Annotated in this window: 18 protein-coding genes; 7 read left to right on the forward strand and 11 right to left on the reverse strand. The window is 68.9% G+C overall.

Going from position 1 to position 17,870, the window contains the following annotated elements:
- Nucleotides 1–115: 115 nt before the first annotated feature.
- The 7 genes from trxA to CHF15_RS40480 all read right to left on the reverse strand — a co-directional run bounded on the left by trxA (nt 116) and on the right by CHF15_RS40480 (nt 7,416).
- Nucleotides 116–574 carry a thioredoxin gene (gene trxA, locus CHF15_RS40450; RefSeq protein WP_089228938.1) on the reverse strand — a complete coding sequence of 153 codons (459 nt, stop codon included), beginning with the start codon at nt 572–574 and terminating at the stop codon, nt 116–118.
- Nucleotides 571–3,207: an ATP-dependent chaperone ClpB gene (gene clpB / locus CHF15_RS40455; protein ID WP_089228939.1), complete on the reverse strand. Its 2,637-nt coding sequence runs from the start codon at nt 3,205–3,207 to the stop codon at nt 571–573. Before clpB ends, trxA begins: the two co-directional genes overlap by 4 nt.
- Nucleotides 3,198–3,605, reverse strand: a complete 408-nt coding sequence (locus CHF15_RS40460; RefSeq protein WP_089228940.1) for a chaperone modulator CbpM — start codon at nt 3,603–3,605, stop codon at nt 3,198–3,200. Before CHF15_RS40460 ends, clpB begins: the two co-directional genes overlap by 10 nt.
- The gene (locus tag CHF15_RS40465) at nt 3,602–4,543 is read right to left on the reverse strand and encodes a DnaJ C-terminal domain-containing protein (RefSeq protein ID WP_089228941.1); all 942 of its coding nucleotides are present in this window, start codon (nt 4,541–4,543) and stop codon (nt 3,602–3,604) included. Before CHF15_RS40465 ends, CHF15_RS40460 begins: the two co-directional genes overlap by 4 nt.
- A gap of 6 nt (nt 4,544–4,549) precedes the next feature.
- On the reverse strand, nt 4,550–5,161 hold the full coding sequence (locus tag CHF15_RS40470; RefSeq protein WP_089228942.1) for a nucleotide exchange factor GrpE: 612 nt from the start codon (nt 5,159–5,161) through the stop codon (nt 4,550–4,552).
- A gap of 8 nt (nt 5,162–5,169) precedes the next feature.
- Nucleotides 5,170–7,062 (reverse strand): molecular chaperone DnaK, encoded by a 1,893-nt coding sequence (dnaK, locus tag CHF15_RS40475; RefSeq protein ID WP_089228943.1) that lies wholly within the window; start codon nt 7,060–7,062, stop codon nt 5,170–5,172.
- Nucleotides 7,063–7,206: 144 nt separating this feature from the next.
- Nucleotides 7,207–7,416, reverse strand: a complete 210-nt coding sequence (locus CHF15_RS40480) for a hypothetical protein (RefSeq protein ID WP_089228944.1) — start codon at nt 7,414–7,416, stop codon at nt 7,207–7,209.
- A gap of 278 nt (nt 7,417–7,694) precedes the next feature.
- On the opposite strand from CHF15_RS40480, the gene CHF15_RS40485 reads away from it, so the two are divergent.
- Nucleotides 7,695–9,473, forward strand: a complete 1,779-nt coding sequence (locus CHF15_RS40485) for a PucR family transcriptional regulator (RefSeq protein ID WP_089228945.1) — start codon at nt 7,695–7,697, stop codon at nt 9,471–9,473.
- Nucleotides 9,474–9,876: 403 nt separating this feature from the next.
- Nucleotides 9,877–12,177, forward strand: coding sequence for a catalase (locus CHF15_RS40495; RefSeq protein ID WP_089228947.1), 2,301 nt, complete (start codon nt 9,877–9,879; stop codon nt 12,175–12,177).
- 85 nt (nt 12,178–12,262) lie between these two features.
- On the opposite strand, the gene CHF15_RS40500 is transcribed toward CHF15_RS40495, so the two are convergent.
- Both CHF15_RS40500 and CHF15_RS40505 read right to left on the reverse strand, forming a co-directional pair.
- On the reverse strand, nt 12,263–12,598 hold the full coding sequence (locus tag CHF15_RS40500; RefSeq protein ID WP_220093394.1) for a DUF3140 domain-containing protein: 336 nt from the start codon (nt 12,596–12,598) through the stop codon (nt 12,263–12,265).
- Nucleotides 12,599–12,601: 3 nt separating this feature from the next.
- Complete coding sequence (locus CHF15_RS40505; protein WP_089228948.1) at nt 12,602–12,817, reverse strand: hypervirulence associated TUDOR domain-containing protein; 216 nt, start codon at nt 12,815–12,817, stop codon at nt 12,602–12,604.
- A gap of 311 nt (nt 12,818–13,128) precedes the next feature.
- Between CHF15_RS40505 and CHF15_RS40510 the strand changes: the two genes are divergently transcribed.
- Nucleotides 13,129–14,154, forward strand: coding sequence for an SDR family oxidoreductase (locus CHF15_RS40510; RefSeq protein WP_089228949.1), 1,026 nt, complete (start codon nt 13,129–13,131; stop codon nt 14,152–14,154).
- 18 nt (nt 14,155–14,172) lie between these two features.
- On the opposite strand, the gene CHF15_RS45325 is transcribed toward CHF15_RS40510, so the two are convergent.
- Nucleotides 14,173–14,328 carry a DUF6131 family protein gene (locus CHF15_RS45325; RefSeq protein ID WP_089228969.1) on the reverse strand — a complete coding sequence of 52 codons (156 nt, stop codon included), beginning with the start codon at nt 14,326–14,328 and terminating at the stop codon, nt 14,173–14,175.
- A gap of 97 nt (nt 14,329–14,425) precedes the next feature.
- On the reverse strand, nt 14,426–14,749 hold the full coding sequence (locus CHF15_RS40520; protein WP_089228970.1) for a plasmid stabilization protein: 324 nt from the start codon (nt 14,747–14,749) through the stop codon (nt 14,426–14,428).
- 253 nt (nt 14,750–15,002) lie between these two features.
- Here CHF15_RS40520 and CHF15_RS40525 point away from each other — a divergent pair, with 253 nt between their 5' ends.
- The 4 genes from CHF15_RS40525 (at nt 15,003) to CHF15_RS40540 (ending at nt 17,795) form a co-directional block, all read left to right on the forward strand.
- Nucleotides 15,003–15,506 (forward strand): SPW repeat protein, encoded by a 504-nt coding sequence (locus CHF15_RS40525; protein ID WP_179280199.1) that lies wholly within the window; start codon nt 15,003–15,005, stop codon nt 15,504–15,506.
- 36 nt (nt 15,507–15,542) lie between these two features.
- The gene (locus tag CHF15_RS40530; protein ID WP_089228950.1) at nt 15,543–16,121 is read left to right on the forward strand and encodes a cysteine hydrolase family protein; all 579 of its coding nucleotides are present in this window, start codon (nt 15,543–15,545) and stop codon (nt 16,119–16,121) included.
- A 264-nt stretch (nt 16,122–16,385) separates the two neighbouring features.
- Complete coding sequence (locus tag CHF15_RS40535) at nt 16,386–17,057, forward strand: HAD family hydrolase (RefSeq protein WP_089228951.1); 672 nt, start codon at nt 16,386–16,388, stop codon at nt 17,055–17,057.
- A 54-nt stretch (nt 17,058–17,111) separates the two neighbouring features.
- On the forward strand, nt 17,112–17,795 hold the full coding sequence (locus tag CHF15_RS40540; RefSeq protein WP_089228952.1) for a HemK2/MTQ2 family protein methyltransferase: 684 nt from the start codon (nt 17,112–17,114) through the stop codon (nt 17,793–17,795).
- The last annotated feature ends 75 nt before the right edge of the window (nt 17,796–17,870 follow it).

The raw sequence follows: 17,870 nt of genomic DNA on the forward strand, positions 1-17,870 counted from the left end.
CGACGGCCCGGGTACGGGCGAGCGTGCGAGTCGGCCCAGGTACCTGCGGGTGGGCCCACCTTTGCTACGGGAATAGCCTCCGTACAATCCGGTTGCGGTGGTCGGCCCATCGTTATCACTTTCCTGCAGTGGTCTGCCTTCCCTTCATCGCCTGCTCGACCCACGAGCGCAGGACGTGCGCGGGTGCCGCGCCGGCCTGCCGGGCTACCGTCTCGCCCTGATCCAGAACGAGCAGGGTCGGCACCGCCTGTACCTCGAACCGCCGGCTGAGCTGCGGATTCTTGTCCACGTCGACCTTGACAAGCTTGATCCGTCCGGCGAGGTCGCGGGCGACCTGTTCAAGGGCGGGGCTGACCATGCGGCAGGGGCCGCACCAGGTGGCCCAGAGGTCGACGACGACGGGCTGGGTGGCGTTGTCGGCAACCTCGGCGAAGTCGTCGTCGCCTGCGTCGACGATCCAGGGCAGGGGCTGCTTGCAGTGGCCGCAGTTGGGGCGACCCTCGGCGGCCACAGGAATCCGGTTGGTGCGCCCGCAGTTCGGGCAGGTCGAGGTCACCGTCCGGGTGGTGTTCACGCCGCCCTCGTTTCCCGCTCCGCCTGCTGGTCGTAGGTGACCACCAGCTCGCCGTGCTCGGCGTCTACGCGGACCGTCGCGCCGTCCTGGACGTCGCCGCGCAGCAGCGCGCGCCCGACCAGTGTCTCGACCTCGTGGGAGATGTAACGCCGCAGCGGCCGCGCCCCGTACACCGGGTCGTAGCCCTGGTGGGCGATAACCTCCCGAGCCGCGTCGGTGAGTTCGACGGTGATGCGGCGTTCGGCCAGCCGCTTCCGCAGCTCGTCGAACTGCAGCTCGACGATTCGCTCGATCTGCCGCTCGCCGAGCGGCTTGAACAGCACGATGTCGTCGACGCGGTTGAGGAACTCCGGGCGGAAGTGCCCGCGCAGCTCGCCCATCACCAGGGCGCGGGCGTCGGGCTTGATCTCGCCCTCGGCCGTGGCGCCGTCGAGGAGGTGCTCGGAGCCGATGTTGGACGTCATGATGATCACGGTGTTGCGGAAGTCGACGGTGCGGCCCTGCGCATCGGTGATGCGGCCGTCATCGAGGATCTGCAGCAGGGTGTTGAAGACATCAGTGTGCGCCTTCTCGATCTCGTCGAACAGCACCACCGAGTACGGCTTGCGGCGGACGGCTTCGGTGAGCTGGCCGCCTTCCTCGTAGCCGATGTATCCGGGCGGTGCACCCATGAGCCGGCTTACGGTGTGCCGCTCTTGGTACTCACTCATGTCCAGGCGGACCATGTTCTCCTCGGAGTCGAACAGGGTCCGGGCGAGGGTCTTGGCCAGTTCGGTCTTTCCGACGCCGGTGGGGCCGAGGAAGATGAACGAGCCGATAGGGCGGCGGGGGTCGCGGATGCCGGAGCGGGCGCGGATGATGGCGTCGGCGACGAGCTTGACGGCCTCGTCCTGGCCGATGACGCGCTCGCGCAGGATCTCGTCGAGGCGCAGCAGTTTCTCTCGTTCGCCCTCCTGGAGGCGGGCGACGGGGATGCCGGTCCAGGCGGCGACGATCTCGGCGATCTCCTCCTCGGTGACGACCTCGCGCAGCAGCCGGTTCTGCCCTTGCTTGGCGGCCAGTTGCTCCTCCTCTGCGGCGAGTCGGCGCTCCAGGTCCTGGAGGCGGCCGTAGCGGAGTTCGGCGGCGCGGTTGAGGTCATAGGCGCGTTCGGCCTCTTCCGCCTCGTGGCGGACCTGTTCCAGTTCCTGGCGCAGTTCCTGCACGCGGCGGATCGCCTGGCGTTCGGCCTCCCACTGGGCGTGTTTGGCGTCGGCCTCACCGCGCAGGTTGGCCAGTTCACTGCGCAGCTCCTCCAGGCGGGTTTTGCTGGCAGAGTCGGTCTCCTTGGAGAGGGCCGCTTCCTCGATCTCCAGACGAGTGACGCGGCGTGTGATCTCGTCGAGTTCGGCGGGCATCGAGTCGATCTCGGTACGCAGCCGGGCGCACGCCTCGTCGACGAGGTCGATGGCCTTGTCGGGCAGGAACCGGTCGGTGATGTAGCGGTGGCTGAGGGTGGCCGCGGAGACCAGCGCGGAGTCCTGGATCTTCACGCCGTGAAAAACCTCCAGGCGTTCGCGCAGTCCGCGCAGGATGGAGATGGTGTCCTCCACGCTCGGCTCGTCGACCAGGACCTGCTGGAAGCGGCGTTCGAGGGCGGCATCCTTCTCGATGTGCTTGCGGTACTCGTCCAGGGTGGTTGCGCCGATCATGTGGAGTTCGCCGCGGGCGAGCATCGGCTTGAGCATGTTGCCCGCGTCCATGGCCCCTTCGGCAGCGCCCGCGCCGACGACGGTGTGCAGTTCGTCGACGAAGAGCAAGATGCGCCCCTGGGCGGCCTTGACCTCGCTGAGCACAGCCTTGAGGCGTTCCTCGAACTCACCGCGGTACTTGGCTCCGGCGACCAGGGAGCCCATGTCGAGGGCGAACACGATCTTGTCGCGGAGCCCTTCGGGCACGTCGCCGCGGACGATGCGCTGGGCGAGGCCCTCGACGATGGCGGTCTTGCCGACGCCGGGGTCGCCGATGAGGACGGGGTTGTTCTTGGATTTGCGGCTGAGGATCTGGGTGACGCGGCGGATCTCCGCGTCTCGGCCGATGACCGGGTCGAGCCTGCCGTCCCTGGCCTCGGCGACGAGATCACGGCCATATTTCTCCAGAGCCTCGTAGGCCACTTCGGGGTTGGCGGAGGTGACGCGCTGGTTGCCGCGGATCTGGGTGAGCGCGTTCAGGAACGAGTCCCTGGTGATGCCGGCCTGCTTGAGCAGTCGCCCGGCGGCGGTCGAAGAGCCCTCCTCAACAAGGGCGAGCATGAGGTGCTCCACGGACACGTATTCGTCCTTGAGGCGTTTGGCTTCCCGTTCGGCGGCATCTAGGAGGCGGGCGAGGCGCTGAGTGACGAAGACCTGGCCGGGTGCCGCGCCGGGGCCAGTGACCTTCGGGCGGCGGGAGAGGTCCTCGCTCACGGCCGCGTGCAGTTCCTTCGGGTCGGTGCCGGCCCGTTGCAGCAACCGCGGGATCAGACCGTCCTCCTGATCGAGAAGTGCGAGCAGCAGGTGTTCCCCGTCGACCTCGGTCTGGCCCATGCGGACGGCCGCGGTCTGGGCCTCCTGAAGGGCATCCTGGGACTTCTGGGTGAGACGGTTCATGTCCATGGGGGTGTTTCACTCCTCGTGCCGCGGCCGCGCAGGGCGGCTTCGAGCAGGCTGATGCGGTCGAGCAGGTCGAGCACCAGGCCGATGGATGCGTAGTTGAGGCAGAGTCCGGAGCGCAGCCGCTGGATACGGGCGAGGACCGCCGGGGCCGTGGGGTCGAACACCAGGTGCCCCGCTGCGTCGCGCTCGGCGTCGACCAGGCCGAGGGCGACGAACCGGCGGATCAGATCGGGGTGGAGACCCGAGCGACTGGCCACCACGTTCAAGGAGAGCCTGGGGGCGGGCACGAGCGCGTACCGGACAGCCGTCGAGGCGGTGATGTCGGCACCCGTTCGTACCGGACGGTGGCCCACACCGGCCCGGCCGATGCCAGCCGCTCCCGGGGGTCGGTCCTTCATCGTGTCCTCCTGGGGTCGAACGACGAGGTGGCGGCGAGCTCCTCGAACAGTTCACGCTCCCGATCGCCGAGGGTGGGCGGCACCACGACGCGGAGTTCGGCAAACAGGTCGCCGTTCGCGCCGCGCGGGTTGGGCATGCCTTCGCCGCGCAGCCGCAGCCGTCGACCGCTGGACGAGCCCGCAGGCACCGTGACCTTGGCCGTGCTGCCGCCGGGGGTGGGCACCGGCACGGTCGCCCCCAGGGCCGCCTCCCAGGGGGCAACCGGGATCTGAATGTGCACGTCCCGGCCGTCCAGCCGGAACCGAGGGTGGGGCTTAATACGCACCCGCAGGTACAGGTCGCCCGCGGGGGCGTCACCACTGCCCTGGCCGCCCTCGCCCACCAGCCGGACGCGCTGCCCATCGGTGACGCCCGGCGGCACATCGACCTCGTACCGCCGCGGCTGCCCGCCGGGACCGGCGAGCGTGACGGTGCGACGGCCGCCCTTGTAGGCCTCCTCGACGGTGAGGGGCAGTTCGGCCTCCTGGTCCGCTCCGGGGACGCCGCCTCGGGCGGCGCCGGCTCCGAACATGGAGCCGAGCAGGTCCTCGATGTCGATGCCCTCCGCTCCGAAGCCGGTGGCGTACCGGACGCGGGGACCGCCCGCACCCGCGGTCCTCCCATCTCGGAAGCCGGCGCCCGCTCCCGCCGCGACCCGTTCGTCGAAGTCCTCGGGGATCTTGCGGAAGTCCTCGCCGAAGCGGTCGTAACGGGCCCGGGTCTTCGGGTCCGACAGGACGCTGTACGCCTCGTTGAGGTCCTTGAAGCGTTCCTCCGCCTCGGGGTCCTTGTTGACGTCGGGGTGGTACCTGCGAGCGAGCTTGCGATATGCCTGCTGGATCTCGTCCGGGCTCGCGGTCCGTGACACGCCCAGCACCTCGTAGTAGTCCCGTGCCATCGCCGGTCACTCCCGCTTTGCGACGGTCACCGCAGCTGGTCTGAGCTGCCGCTCGCCGTCCCCGTAGCCGGCGCGCAGCACCTCGACGACCGTGCCCGGCTCCACGTCGGGGTCCTGGACGACGCCGACCACCTCGTGCCGGGCCGGGTCGAAGGCGACGCCGGTCTCCGCGTGTCGCGGGTAGCCGAGCAGTTCGATGACGTTTACTGCCTGGTCGCGAACAGCCCGGATGCCCTCCACGATCGCGCCCGAATCGGCGCCCGCGTGGTTGAGAGCGAGTTCGAGGTTGTCGATGACGGGCAGGAAGGCGGCCGCCGTGCGGGACCGCTCGACCGCCCGCTCCCGCTCCAGTTCCCTGGCGTGACGCTTGCGAAGGTTGTCGAGGTCGGCGAGCGCGCGCCGCCAGCGGTCCTCCAGTTCCTGGATCGCGGTCGTGTACTCGTCTTCGGCACGCGCGGGGCCGGCGGCGTCGGGTCCCGGTTCGCCGTTCGCCGCTTCCGGCCGGGGCGGCGGGCCCGGTTGCGGCAAGTCCCCGCTAGGAGGGCGTACGGCGCCTTCCGGGACCGGTTCGACCGGATCCGACGCGGCCTGGTGGGGTTCCTGGGAGCGGCTGGGCATGGCGCGCCTCAGTCCTTGTCGAACTCGGCGTCGATGACGTCGTCGCCACCGCCGCTCGTGGGACCACCGGTGGCGGTGTCTTGGCCGGGACCGCCCGTGGTAGTCGCGTCCTGATGGGCCGCCAGCCCGGCGAGCACCTGCTGGAGTTCGGAGGTCAGGGGCCTCACCCGCTCCACGCCCGCCTCTTCCTTGACCGCCGCCCGGGCGTCGGACACAAGCATCTCGGCGCGTGCCTTCTCGTGCGCCGGCGCTGCGTCGCCCAGTTCGGCCAGGCGCTTCTCGACCTGGTACGCGACGGCGTCGAGCTCATTGCGGGCGTCGACGGCCTCGCGGAGTGCCTGGTCCTGGCCTCGGTTGCTCTCGGCCTCCTGGACCATGCGTTCGACCTCACTGCGGTCCAGGTTCGAGCTCTCGCTGATGGTGATGCCCTGTTCCTTGCCGGTGTCCCGGTCGCGGGCCTTGACGTTGAGGATGCCGTTGGCGTCGATGTCGAAGGTGACCTCGATCTGTGGTTCGCCCCGCGGCGCCGGCCGGATGTCGGTGAGCTGGAAGCGGCCGAGCACCCGGTTGTCGGCGGCCAGCTCGCGCTCGCCCTGGAGCACCACCACATCGACGGCCGGCTGGTTGTCCTCGGCGGTGGAGAACGTCTCGCTGCGGCGCACCGGGATGGTGGTGTTCCGCTCGATGATCTTCGTCATGACTCCGCCGCGCGTCTCTACGCCCAGCGACAAAGGTGTGACGTCGAGTAGCAGGACGTCCTTGACCTCGCCCTTGAGTACCCCGGCCTGGATCGCGGCGCCCAGGGCCACGACCTCGTCGGGGTTGACGCTCATGTTGGGTTCCTTGCCGCCGGTCAGCCGGCGCACCAGGGCCTGGACCGCCGGGATACGCGTGGAGCCGCCGACGAGGATGACCTCGTCGATGTCGCTCTCGCCGACTTTGGCGTCGGCCATTGCCTGCTGGACCGGTCCCAGGCAACGCTCCACCAGGTCGCCGGTGATCTGCTCGAACGTGGACCGCATGATCGAGTCGGTGAGGTGCTTGGGGCCCGAGGCATCGGCGGTGATGAACGGCAGGCTGACCTGCGTCTGCGTCACCGAACTGAGTTCGGTCTTGGCCTTCTCCGCGGCCTCGAACAGTCGTTGCAGCGCCTGCGGGTCCTTGCGCAGGTCGATGCCGTTCTCCTTCTGGAAGTCGTCCGCGAGGTAATCCACCAGACGCCGGTCGAAGTCGTCGCCGCCCAGGTGGCTGTCGCCGGCGGTGGAGCGCACCTCCACCACGCCGTCGCCGACGTCGAGGATGCTCACGTCGAAGGTGCCGCCGCCCAGGTCGAAGACGAGGACGGTCTCGTGCTGCTTCTTGTCCATTCCGTACGCGAGGGCGGCCGCCGTCGGCTCGTTGATGATCCGCAGCACCTCCAGTCCCGCGATCCGTCCGGCGTCCTTGGTGGCGGTGCGCTGAGCATCATTGAAGTAGGCGGGGACCGTGATGACCGCTTCCGTGACCCGCTCCCCGAGCTGCTTGGAGGCGTCGTCGGCAAGTTTGCGCAGCACCTGCGCGCTGATCTCCTCAGGCGCGTAGAGCTTGTCGCCCACCTTGAAGCGGGCCGCCCCGCCGTCGCCCTCGACGACGTCGTACGCCACCGCCCTCGCCTCGTCGGAGATCTCGTCGAAGTGCCGGCCGATGAACCGCTTGGCCGAGTAGATGGTGCCCTTGGGATTGAGGATCGCCTGGCGCCGGGCCAACTGGCCCACCAGGCGTTCGCCGGTGTCGGTGAAGGCCACCACGGACGGTGTCGTGCGGTTGCCCTCGCTGTTGGGCACGACGGACGGTTCACCGCCCTCCCACACGGCGATCACCGAATTCGTGGTGCCCAGGTCGATGCCCACTGCCTTGGCCATGGGGAACTCCTCCCGTGCGGCGGCATGCGCCGGCACTGCGGATCTGATCGTTCAGGTTGGGGTCACGAGCGCTCCGGAAATCGGGCCGTAGAGGGCGGGGACGAGGAGCTTCCAGCCGGTTGCCGAGGCCGCAAAGCCAGCTGATCAGCGCACCGGGAAGCCCCGCTCGCCGCTTCGTGCCAGACGGCCCCCGCTGTAGTCCATACGCCCGATGACATGCTCGCCGAGGCGGACGTCATGACCGATGGTGGCCGCCCTCTGTGCGAAAACCCCAGGTAAGACGTGATCGACGGCGCGTTCGGCTTCCTTGTACGTCTCGTACGTGACAATCGGCCTGCGTGAGTGTTCGGTCATCGCCCAGTCCTTCCTGCCGGGCATACGCGAGCCCAGGCAGCCCCAGACTCGCGAGCCGAGCAGCTCTACGCCTGCACCCGGCAAGTCCAAGAACAGCAGAGCCTGTCACCCCACGAGCACAAAGCCAAAGACTCCGGACATCTCGGGTAATTTGCGTCGGGTGGGGTACGCGAAGGGTCGCCGTCATTTCTCGGCGGACTCGGCGGAAGGGAGTAACCCCATGGCCGGCCGCTGAACACGGAACGTGTACCGCCCGCTAGGGAGAACGGAGTGATCCCATGGCCGGCAGCCGGGCGCGCACCCTGCACCACCGCCACTACGACCGGGAGAGCAGCCCCACCCGGTGTAGCGGGCGGTACAGCGCGGCCACGCGAAGAGGAGCCCGCCCACGCGTTCCAGCCCCAGATGAGGGTGCCCCCCACAAACTGATGGCGCTCTCCCGCGCCCTATTCGACACTCGGGACGAAGGCGAGATCCTGCGCCTGGCCATGGACGGCATAGCTGCCGCAGGGCCATATAGCGCCGAGGCCGGGTACCTCAGGGTGGACGGCGACCTGGTCCCAAGCCCGAGGGACGGGCAGGCCCATGCCTTGGCCGTGGACCGGAAGGTGCGGGAGCTGGCCGGGCATGACGGTCCTGTGACCGTACCCGACCGATCCTGGGGCCGGGCCCTGGGGCTACGGGGACATGGGGGACTCCTCGGCTACCTCGTGGTGACGTCCCGATCCCAGCCCACCGAGGCCGAGCGATCCCTGCTCGCCATGCTCGTCCGGCATGCCGCTGGTGCTTTGACCGTCGCCTTCGCACACCGCTGCCACCGCGAGGACGCGGTCGAGCTTCACCGGCTGAGGGAGGAACGGACTGTTCTCCAAGGGCAGCTGATTTCCGTTGTGGCCGAGCTGGGGTGGCAGCGGGCCGTTCACGCGATCATGACCGAGGTCGCGGGCTCGGACGGCGGCGAGGAAGCCATTACCCGCGCTCTGCACGGGCTCACTGGACTTCCCGCGCTGGTCGAGGACCGCTTCGGTCGGCTGAGGTCCTGGACCGGACCCAGCCGCCCTGACCCCTATCCGGAACCGGACCCTGTACGCCAGGACGAAATGCTGTACGCCGTCGCCCGGGAGGCCGGGCCGGTCCGAATCAAGGACCGGCTGATCGCCCTGGTCCGCCCGCACGGAGAGATCCTGGGCGTGCTGGCCCTGGTCGATGCCCAGGACGAGGCCGACGAGCACACTGTGCTCGCGCTGGAGCACGCCGCCACGTTGCTCGCCCTGGAGCTGGCGCACCTGCGTCTTCTGGCCGAAGTGGAGCTGAGGCTGCATCGCGAGCTGGCCGACGACCTCCTGGCGGGGACGGACGAGGCGAGCGCCTTCGCCCGGTCCGAGGCAGTCGGACACGACCTGCACCGCAGCCACTACATCGTCGTGGTGCAGTGGTCGAATCGGACTGCGGACGATTACTTCGCACAAACCGTGGGCCGGGCAGCCTCTGCCGTGGGCATGCGCTCGCTGCTGACCCGGCGTTCCGACCACGTGGTTCTACTCGCCGACGACAGACCGCCCGCCCGGGCTTTGTACGAGGCGCTTGCCCGGGAGACGGGGACACGGTCCGGGGCCATCGGGGTGAGCGCTCAGTGCAACTCCCCGGACGACATCCCCCACCGCTACCAGGAGGCGCAGCGTGCCCTGGAAGTGCGCCGTCATTCCCGCGAGCGTTACGGCACGACGTTTTTCGACGAGCTTGGCCTCTACCGGGTTCTGGGACCTGGCAACGATTACCGGGAACTAGAAACGTTTGTCCACGAGTGGCTCGGGCAGCTCATCGACTACGACTCCCGGCACCACACAGCCATGGTGGAGACCCTGACCCGGTACTTCGACTGCGGCGGCAACTACGACGAGACCGCCGAATCCCTCGCGATCCATCGCAGTACGTTGCGTTATCGGCTCCAGCGCATCCGTGACATCAGCGGCAACAACCTCGCCAACGTCGAGGACCGGCTCAACCTCCAGGTGGCGACCCGAGTGTGGAAGATCGTGCTAGGCGGAGCCGAGTAGTAGTGACCGTCTCAGCGTCCAGACCCTCGCTCCAACGCCACAGCGGAGACGGGTCTCCGACCGCGACGAAACCCATGCGGTCTGACCACGCGGCTGACCAAACCGCCGTGCGCGTACTCGGCGAGAGGCCCATCGCCGGGCTCGTCCAGAGCCAGCTGAGCCCCCTGGTAGACGAATCGGTGTTCGTTGAAGGTGTGCTACATGGCGATCCGGGCTTTCTCCGGGTGGCCTCCTGCCAGGACTCTAAGGCTCCCACCTGCCCTCCCCGCGAGGCGCATGCCACCTGGCACCCGGGGTGACATGCGCCGCGAACGGCGGACATCCCACGCCGCGCCGTTTGCCCGCGGGTGGCACCGGTTACCCGGAGACGACAGGGTTTCCGAGGGACGAGCGGGAGAGCGCCATGGCCAACGAGCCGGGCCCGGTGAAGAAGATCGTAGACAAGGTCATGGACGTGGGCGCGGGGCTCACCCCCGCGGGACGGGCGGACATCCCCGGCGTGCCGGCGAGCATGCCTCCGACGGTGGAGGAACCGGTCGAGCCGCACACGCCGCTGCCGGCCAAGCCCGACCAGGACGTGCCCACCCCGCTCAGCGCCACGGGGCGCACGGACGGGCCGTCCAAGACCGTGCGGGCCCAGGACGGCGCTTTCCTCACCAGCGCGCAGGGCGCGCGCCTGCCCGACACCGATCACTCGCTCAAGGCCGGACCGCGCGGTCCGGTGCTGCTGCAGGACCACCATCTGCGCGAGAAGGTCATGCACTTCGACCACGAGCGGATCCCGGAGCGAGTGGTGCACGCCCGGGGCGCCGCGGCGCACGGCGTCTTCCGGGGTTACGGCACGACGGCCGAGGTCTGCAAGGCTGCCTTCCTCGCGAAGGACGTCGACACGCCGGTCTTCGTGCGGTTCTCCACCGTCCTGGGTTCGCGGGGTTCCGCCGACACCGTGCGCGACACCCGCGGGTTCGCCACCAAGTTCTACACGTCCGAGGGCGTCTTCGACCTGGTCGGCAACAACATCCCGGTGTTCTTCATCCAGGATGCGATCAAGTTCCCGGACATCATCCACGCCGGCAAGCCGCATCCGGATCGGGAGATCCCGCAGGCGCAGAGCGCGCACGACACCTTCTGGGACTTCGTGTCCCTGCACACCGAGGCCACGCACCACACCCTGTGGAACATGTCCGACCGCGGCATCCCGCGTTCCTTCCGCACCATGGAGGGGTTCGGCGTCCATACCTTCCGCCTGGTCAGCGCCACCGGCGCCACCACCCTGGTGAAGTTCCACTGGAAGCCCAAAGCTGGCGTCCACTCCCTGGTGTGGGAGGAGGCGCAGATGATCAGCGGCATGGACCCGGACTTCCACCGCCGCGACCTGGCCGACGCCATCGAGGCCGGCGCGCACCCGCAGTGGGAGCTGGGCATCCAGACCTTCCCCGACACCCCGGAGCAGACCTTCCAGGGGATCGACCTGCTGGACCCGACGAAGATCGTCCCGGAGGAGCTGGCACCGGTGCAGCCCGTCGGGCTGCTCACCCTGAACGCTAACCCCACCAACTTCTTCGCCGAGACCGAGCAGGTGGCCTTCCACGTCGGCCACCTGGTTCCCGGCATCGACATCACCGACGACGCGCTGCTGGCCGGACGGCTCTTCTCCTACCTCGACACCCAGATCACCCGGCTGGGCGGCCCCAACTTCCCGCAGATCCCGATCAACCGGCCGCACGCCGCGGTCAACGACATGCTGCGCGACGGCTTCCACCAGGACGCGGTGCACACGGGCGTCGCCCCCTACAAGCCCAACTCCCTGGACGGTGGTTGCCCGTTCTTCGCCGGCGCCGGGGATCACGCCTACATCGAGCACCCCACGCCGATCGCGGCCGCCGCGAAGGTACGTGAGGCATCGGCCTCGTTCGACGACCACTTCAGCCAGGCACGGTTGTTCTGGCTCAGCATGAGTCCGGCCGAACGGGAGCACATCATTGCCGCCTACACCTTCGAGCTCGGCAAGTGCTACGAGCGGGCCATCAAGGAACGCACCCTGTTGGTCCTGGCGAACATTGATCCCTACCTGTGCCGGCAGGTCGCGCAAGGTCTGGGCCTGCCCACCCCGGAGGCCTCGCAACCGCTCACCGAGGCGCAGCCCAGTCCTGCGCTGTCGCAGGTCAGTCGCACCTGGCCGACCGCCGGGCGCGTCATCGGCATCGTCACCGACGGCACCTGCGACCTGGGAGCTGTGGACACCGTCCGGCGTTCCGTGCTGGCGGGCGGGATGGTCCCGCTGATCGTCGCCCCGACCGGCGGCACCCTCACAGGTGAAGGCGCCGATCCTGTGACGGTGCAGCGCAGCTTCGCCACCGCGCGCTCGGTCGAGTTCGACGCGCTGCTGCTGGCCGGGGCCCCCGTCCCGGCCGCCGACGCCCAAGGCGGCCGGGACGCCAAGGCCGGGGCCTCGGCTCTCGCCGCCACGCCCGTCGACCCGCGCATCGTGCTGATGCTCCAGGAGGCCTACCGCCACGCGAAGCCGATCGGCGGCTGGGACAACGCCGAGGCCGCACTGCAGGCGGCCGGCATCGGCGCCGACGCGCTCGGCGTGGTCACCGGCTCCGACAGCGAGGCCGTGCTGCGCGACATCACCGCGCTGCTGGGCGCCCACCGCGTATGGGACCGGTTCCCCGCTCCGTCGGAGAGCGGCGCCGCCTGAGCAAAGGCGCACAACCCTGACGATGCCTCCCTCAGCCGGCTCGGTTCCCTGCTGAGGGAGGCCCGCCGTCCGCTCCAAGAAGCGTTCACTTCAGTGGATCATGGCCCCAGTTCATCAGGGAGTACCGCCACCGTGTCTCGGTGACATCGCCGCCGGGCCGCTGCTTGACGTGCCGGTGGACGTAGCCGACGACCTTGCGCATGTGCGCCAGGTCGTCGTCGCTGAGGTCGCCCTTGTTGGTGCGCAGCAGCGTGACGATCCGCCGGCCCGAGGCGTGGCCCACGCTCTCGCCGCCGTCGCTTTGATCGACGCTCTTCGACTCATCGGTGGCAAGCCACTTCTCGAGCTGGGCCGCCGTCATGTTGACCGCTTCTTCGAAGGCGCTCACCGCCTCGTCCCGCTCTTCCCGCCTCCCGGCCACGGCTCACTCTTCCTTGCCCAGTGACTCAGGCTTGTGGACGGCCGATCGCCCGGACTTGTCGCTCTCCACCTCGTACTGCGGTTCCTCACTGGAGGCGTCGACGGTGCGGCCCGCCGCCCGGGTCCGTTTGGTGATCTTCTTCTTGACCTTGCCTGTCACCTTCTGGCCGTGGCTCTTCCACGACACCTCGTCGCCCTTGCTCAGGTCACGCTCGGCCATGGATTCCTCCTCGACGAGGCGTACCGCCGCTTTCGGGCGCCCGCCCCGTACCGGCTCAGGCCATCAGGCTCACCCCCATGGCAATGAGCTGGTCCCCGTCACACCACCACGGACGGAAACCAGCTCATCGGGTCGAGGGCCGTGAGAGGCCGCGGCCCTCGGGACGGTGCTCTTCACTGCTTTCAGCGTGCGCCCATCGGGGCCATCCGGCATCTTGCTCCTAATGCACCTGCCGGCCTTCCCGGTCGCGGGACTGCCCGCCCCGTCCCCGGCCCCTGATACGAAGCCCGCGACCCGGGTAGCCGAGCCTCATGACGAACCAGCGGCACACCAAGACGGTCGTGGTGACCGGGGCCAGCGGTGGTGTCGGCAGGGCAGCGGTCCGCGCGTTCGCCGCCCGCGGGGACCGTGTCGCCCTGCTGGCCCGCGGACGTACAGGTCTGGCCGCGGCGGCCGACGACGTGGTGAGGGCGGGCGGCGAGGCGCTCACCGTGCCGGTCGACGTCTCCGATGCCGGCGCCGTGGAGGAGGCCGCGTCCCGCGTCGAGGAGGCGTTCGGACCTCCCGATGTGTGGGTCAACAACGCCTTCACCGGTGTCTTCGCCCCCTTCACCGAGATCGCGGCGGACGAGTTCCGGCGGGTCACCGAGGTCACCTACCTGGGTTACGTGTACGGCACGCAAGCCGCCCTGCGACGCATGCTCCCGCGCGATCACGGGGCGATCGTGCAGGTGGGGTCAGCACTTGCCTACCGCGGCATCCCGCTGCAGTCGGCGTACTGCGGTGCCAAGCACGCCATCCAGGGGTGGAACGAGTCGCTGCGCTGCGAACTGCTGCACTCGGGCTCACAGGTGCGTACGACGATGGTGCAACTGCCGGCGCTCGACACGCCGCAGTTCGACTGGGTACTCAGCCGGCTCCCTCACCGGGCTCAGCCCGTGCCGCCGATTTATGAGCCCGAGGTGGCGGCCCGGGCGATCGTGCACGCCGCGGATCACCCGCGCCGGCGCGAATACTGGGTAGGGGCGAGCACCGCGGCGACACTGCTGGCCAACGCGGTGGCGCCGGGCGTCCTGGACCGCTATCTGGCCCGCACCGGCTTCCGTTCGCAGCAGACGGCCGAGGACCGCGATCCCGCGGCACTGGTGAACTTGTGGTCCCCCGCCGACGATGGTCCCAGCGGCCACGACTTCGGTGCGCACGGCCGTTTCGGGCCGCAGGCCCGCGCAACGAGCGCGCAGGCCTGGGCCTCGCGTCACCACATGGCCGCGGGGGCGGCAGCGGCGATGGCCGCCGCAGCCGCCGTGGCGGTCGCGCGTGGCCTCCGGAACGGCTGACGGCCCGGACCGCGCCCGCTACCAGTAGTGCTTTCGGCCGCCGACGCTGTGCCCCACTGCGCCCAGTACCCAGAGCACGAGGCCGATGATCACCAGGATGATCCCGATGGTCCACAGGATCGAGATCCCCGTGAGGAAACCGATGATCAGCAGGATAATTCCCAGGATGAGCACGACGCCCTCCAATGGTCGGTACTGCGGCCTCATGGCCGTGACTGCGCCTCAGCACTATGCTCGGACCTGACCTGACCACAACGGGCCGGCGGCTGAGCTACTTCCCGAGCGCGCGCTGAAGTTCGGCCTTGTTCATGTGGGAGCGACCGTCGACGCCTCGACGTTTGGCCTCCGCGTAGAGCTGGTCGCGGGTCGGGCCCTGCGAACCGTTGCCGGACCGCTGACCGCCGCGGCGCCCAGAGGACATGTCCTCGGTAGAACTGCGGCTGGCGCTCTTGGACTCGCCGGCGCGAGCCCGCTCTTTGTTGACGGTGCGCGCGGCGATCTCCTTGGCCCGCTTCTCGCTCTCGCCGCGTTCCTCGGCGCTGTCCTTGATGTGCTCGTACTGTCGTTCGCGTTTGCGGCTCGATCCTGCAGGCATCTCGTTCACCCCTAGGTGATCAATTTGAGGGCCTTAATGGTCTGCTACCCGTCATCGTTGCTGATATTTCTGCAGAGAGGATGATCCCAGTCGGCCCTAAAGCCTCCCTGAGGTACTGGAAACTGGGGTGCTAAGTGGCAAGGGCTCTCAAGAACGTGCTTGCTGTGCGTTACTCCGCTCGCGTGATCCAGCGCCGGGACTTGGATGTCCAAGTCCGGGTAGGGGATATCTGAAATGTTCGAAATGAACGGAGATGGTCCGCATGTCTCGGACGCAACCCGGCATCGAGCAGCACCCCGATCTGCTTGAACTTCGAGCGGACTACGAGCGCGTGACCGCCACCAACCGCAGCCAGGCCGTGGAGGCCATGGGTCTGCTCACCGGTATCTACCTGGCCGCTTCACCGTGGATCGTGGGCTTCAACGCGCTGTTCGGCTTCAACGCGCTGTCGACGATCGCCGTGAACAACCTCGTCGCCGGAATCGCGTACGCCCTGCTGATGGGAGGCGTGGGGCGCGGCTTCGAGCGGGCGCACTCCAGGGCCTGGGCGGCAGCGATCATCGCCCTGTGGACGATCATCGCGCCGTGGTGCATCACTGGCAACGTCAGTACCACACGCACCATCACGAACAATGTCATCGTCGGCGTGATCGGACTGATCCTGGCTCTCGCGGCAGCGTCGCTCCGTCCCGGCAGCTCCCTGCGCAAGCGCCAGGGCGGGTCGAACCCGGCGGGAGGCGGTTTGCGCCGGATGTAGGCGGCTGCCCCGGCGACCATCGAGGTCCGCGACACAATGCACGACAAGGAAACGACCGCGCTCATCGTGATCGACATGATCAACACGTATGAGCACGAAGACGCCGAACTCCTGCTTCCATCAGTGCGGGAGATTCTCCCAGCCGTGCGGAGCCTCATCTCCCGCTCCCGGCGCGTCGGTGTGGACGTGATCTACGTCAACGACAACTTCGGTCGCTGGCGCTCCCACCACGACGAGATCCTCGACATGGCCCTCGCCGGCCCGCACGCCGACCTGGTCGAACCGGTCAAGCCCGACGCCGATTCACTGTTCGTTGTCAAGGCCCGGCACTCGATCTTCTTCCAGACCCCCCTGGAGTACCTGCTGGACCGGCAGAACGTCGGCCATCTCGTGCTGTGCGGGCAGGTCACCGAGCAGTGCGTGCTGTACTCGGCACTCGACGCGCACATCCGTGACCTGCCGACGACCGTCGCGAGTGACGCTGTCGCGCACATCCACCGTGATTTGGCCGACGCGGCGCTGCGCATGATGGAGCGCAACATGGGGACGCACCTCTGTCGCGCGGAAGAAGTGCAGCTGGGCGTGGAGCCCGGGACACCGATCCCCCGGCCGTGATCTTTCGATGAGTCGATCCATCGCGGACGTGCAACAGCCGCTCACCCGGCGTCGCCAGCCTTGTTCACCGGCGGGCTCATCGATTATGCGTAAATGCCGCGCGCGAGCCGAGGTTGCCTCAAGCCAGGGCACACTCAAGGCCGGCGCGCCGCGTTCGCGAACGGGACGCTCGTCACGATCGTGGCTGGCCGCCTTATCTCACAGATGGCGGGTAGACGCACTGGCGTGAACCACTCCGGTAGCCGAGCGGAAGGAGCGGCCATCATGAGGGACGAGGTCGAGCGCGCCGCGCTCTTCGACATGGACGGCACCCTCGTCGACACCAACTACCTCCACGCGGTCACGTGGTGGGAGGCGTTCCGGCAGGCCGGACACACAGTGGCGATGGCGGACATCCACCGCTGCATCGGTATGGGTTCCGACCATCTCTTGGAGCGCCTCTTGGGCAAGGAGCGAGATCGCAGCAAGGATGACCCGATCAGCGACGCCCACAAGGCCCTGTACGGCGCCTACGGTCCCACCCTCGCCCCTCTGGACGGTGCCGCCGACCTGCTGCGCGCGGTGGCGGCCCGTGGCTTCCGGGTCGTCTTGGCCACCTCGGCCGACGGCAAGGAGCTCGCCGTGATGCGGGCCGCCCTCGACGCCGACGACGTCATCGCGGACGCCACCAGCAAGGACGACGTCTCCGCGAGCAAACCGGCACCCGACCTGGTCGCGCAGGCGCTGGAACGCGCGGGCGTGCCTGCTGACCGAGCGGTGTTCGTGGGAGACACGGTGTGGGACATCGAGGCCGCCGGAAAGGCGGGGGTGCCCTGCGTGGCGCTTCTCTCGGGGGGCATCAGCCGCGCCGAGCTGGAGGAGGCGGGCGCCGCCGCCGTGCACCGCGACCCGCTCGACATGCTGGCCTCTCTCGACACCAGTCCCATGTGGCGATAGTTCCGCTCGCGACTGCCGCTCGTTTGATCGCGGACACGCGGGTAGCCGCACGTTATGTGGTTTTTGTGCCCCCCGGGGGTGTACCGCCCGCAAGGCGACACCTGCCTGCTCGAGGACGCATTGCAGCGGGAGCTTCTGGTCGCCGCCGATGTCCTCGATCTCGGGACGGGAAGCGGCGCGCTGGCGCTCGCCGCCGCCGAAGGCGGCGCGGCCCAGGTGACTGCCGTGGACGCGTCCGTGAGCGCGGTGTGCACCACGTGGTTCAACGCCCGCATCAATGGATTGCGGGTCAGGGTGCTGCGCGGCGATCTCACCGGGCCCGTGGCAGGTCATCGCTTCGACCTGATCATGGCCAATCCGCCGTACGTGCCGTCTCCGCGAGCAGACCTCCCCGCCCGGGGGCGCGCCCGGGCGTGGGATGCGGGGTCCGACGGCCGCGCTCTGCTCGACCGAGTCTGTGCGGACGCGCCGCCGCTGCTCAACCCGGGAGGAGTCCTGCTCCTGGTCCACTCCGGTCTCTGCGGTGTCGAGCGCACCCTGGGCCGACTCCGTCGTGCCGGACTGCGGACCGTGGTCACCGAGCGCCGGTACATCCCCTTCGGGCCTGTGCTGCGCGGCCGGTCGGCGTGGCTGGAGGCGCGGGGGCTCATAGCTCCGGGCGAGGAGAAGGAAGAGCTGGTGGTGATCCGTGCCGAACGTCAACTTGACCCGGCCATGAAGGACCGGGCTTGCAGGTAGGTACACCACTGGCTGTCGTGTGCTCTCCCGCATCTGAGCCCCTGCTAGGCAGGGGCTGGGACGCGTGACGCACGC

The organism is Actinacidiphila glaucinigra, assembly GCF_900188405.1.
In the GTDB taxonomy this organism is placed as follows: domain Bacteria; phylum Actinomycetota; class Actinomycetes; order Streptomycetales; family Streptomycetaceae; genus Actinacidiphila; species Actinacidiphila glaucinigra.

Excerpts from the sequence above, each read along its gene's own strand:
- CHF15_RS40530 (WP_089228950.1), top strand. The coding sequence starts at position 15,543 with ATGCACGACAAGGAAACGACCGCGCTCATCGTGATCGACATGATCAAC.
- CHF15_RS40525 (WP_179280199.1), top strand. The coding sequence starts at position 15,003 with ATGGTCCGCATGTCTCGGACGCAACCCGGCATCGAGCAGCACCCCGAT.
- CHF15_RS40505 (WP_089228948.1), bottom strand. The coding sequence starts at position 12,817 with ATGGCCGAGCGTGACCTGAGCAAGGGCGACGAGGTGTCGTGGAAGAGC.
- CHF15_RS40510 (WP_089228949.1), top strand. The coding sequence starts at position 13,129 with ATGACGAACCAGCGGCACACCAAGACGGTCGTGGTGACCGGGGCCAGC.
- CHF15_RS40520 (WP_089228970.1), bottom strand. The coding sequence starts at position 14,749 with ATGCCTGCAGGATCGAGCCGCAAACGCGAACGACAGTACGAGCACATC.
- CHF15_RS40540 (WP_089228952.1), top strand. The coding sequence starts at position 17,112 with ATGTGGTTTTTGTGCCCCCCGGGGGTGTACCGCCCGCAAGGCGACACC.
- CHF15_RS40460 (WP_089228940.1), bottom strand. The coding sequence starts at position 3,605 with ATGAAGGACCGACCCCCGGGAGCGGCTGGCATCGGCCGGGCCGGTGTG.
- CHF15_RS40470 (WP_089228942.1), bottom strand. The coding sequence starts at position 5,161 with ATGCCCAGCCGCTCCCAGGAACCCCACCAGGCCGCGTCGGATCCGGTC.
- clpB (WP_089228939.1), bottom strand. The coding sequence starts at position 3,207 with ATGGACATGAACCGTCTCACCCAGAAGTCCCAGGATGCCCTTCAGGAG.
- CHF15_RS40485 (WP_089228945.1), top strand. The coding sequence starts at position 7,695 with ATGGCCGGCAGCCGGGCGCGCACCCTGCACCACCGCCACTACGACCGG.
- CHF15_RS40465 (WP_089228941.1), bottom strand. The coding sequence starts at position 4,543 with ATGGCACGGGACTACTACGAGGTGCTGGGCGTGTCACGGACCGCGAGC.
- CHF15_RS40535 (WP_089228951.1), top strand. The coding sequence starts at position 16,386 with ATGAGGGACGAGGTCGAGCGCGCCGCGCTCTTCGACATGGACGGCACC.
- dnaK (WP_089228943.1), bottom strand. The coding sequence starts at position 7,062 with ATGGCCAAGGCAGTGGGCATCGACCTGGGCACCACGAATTCGGTGATC.
- CHF15_RS40495 (WP_089228947.1), top strand. The coding sequence starts at position 9,877 with ATGGCCAACGAGCCGGGCCCGGTGAAGAAGATCGTAGACAAGGTCATG.
- CHF15_RS40480 (WP_089228944.1), bottom strand. The coding sequence starts at position 7,416 with ATGACCGAACACTCACGCAGGCCGATTGTCACGTACGAGACGTACAAG.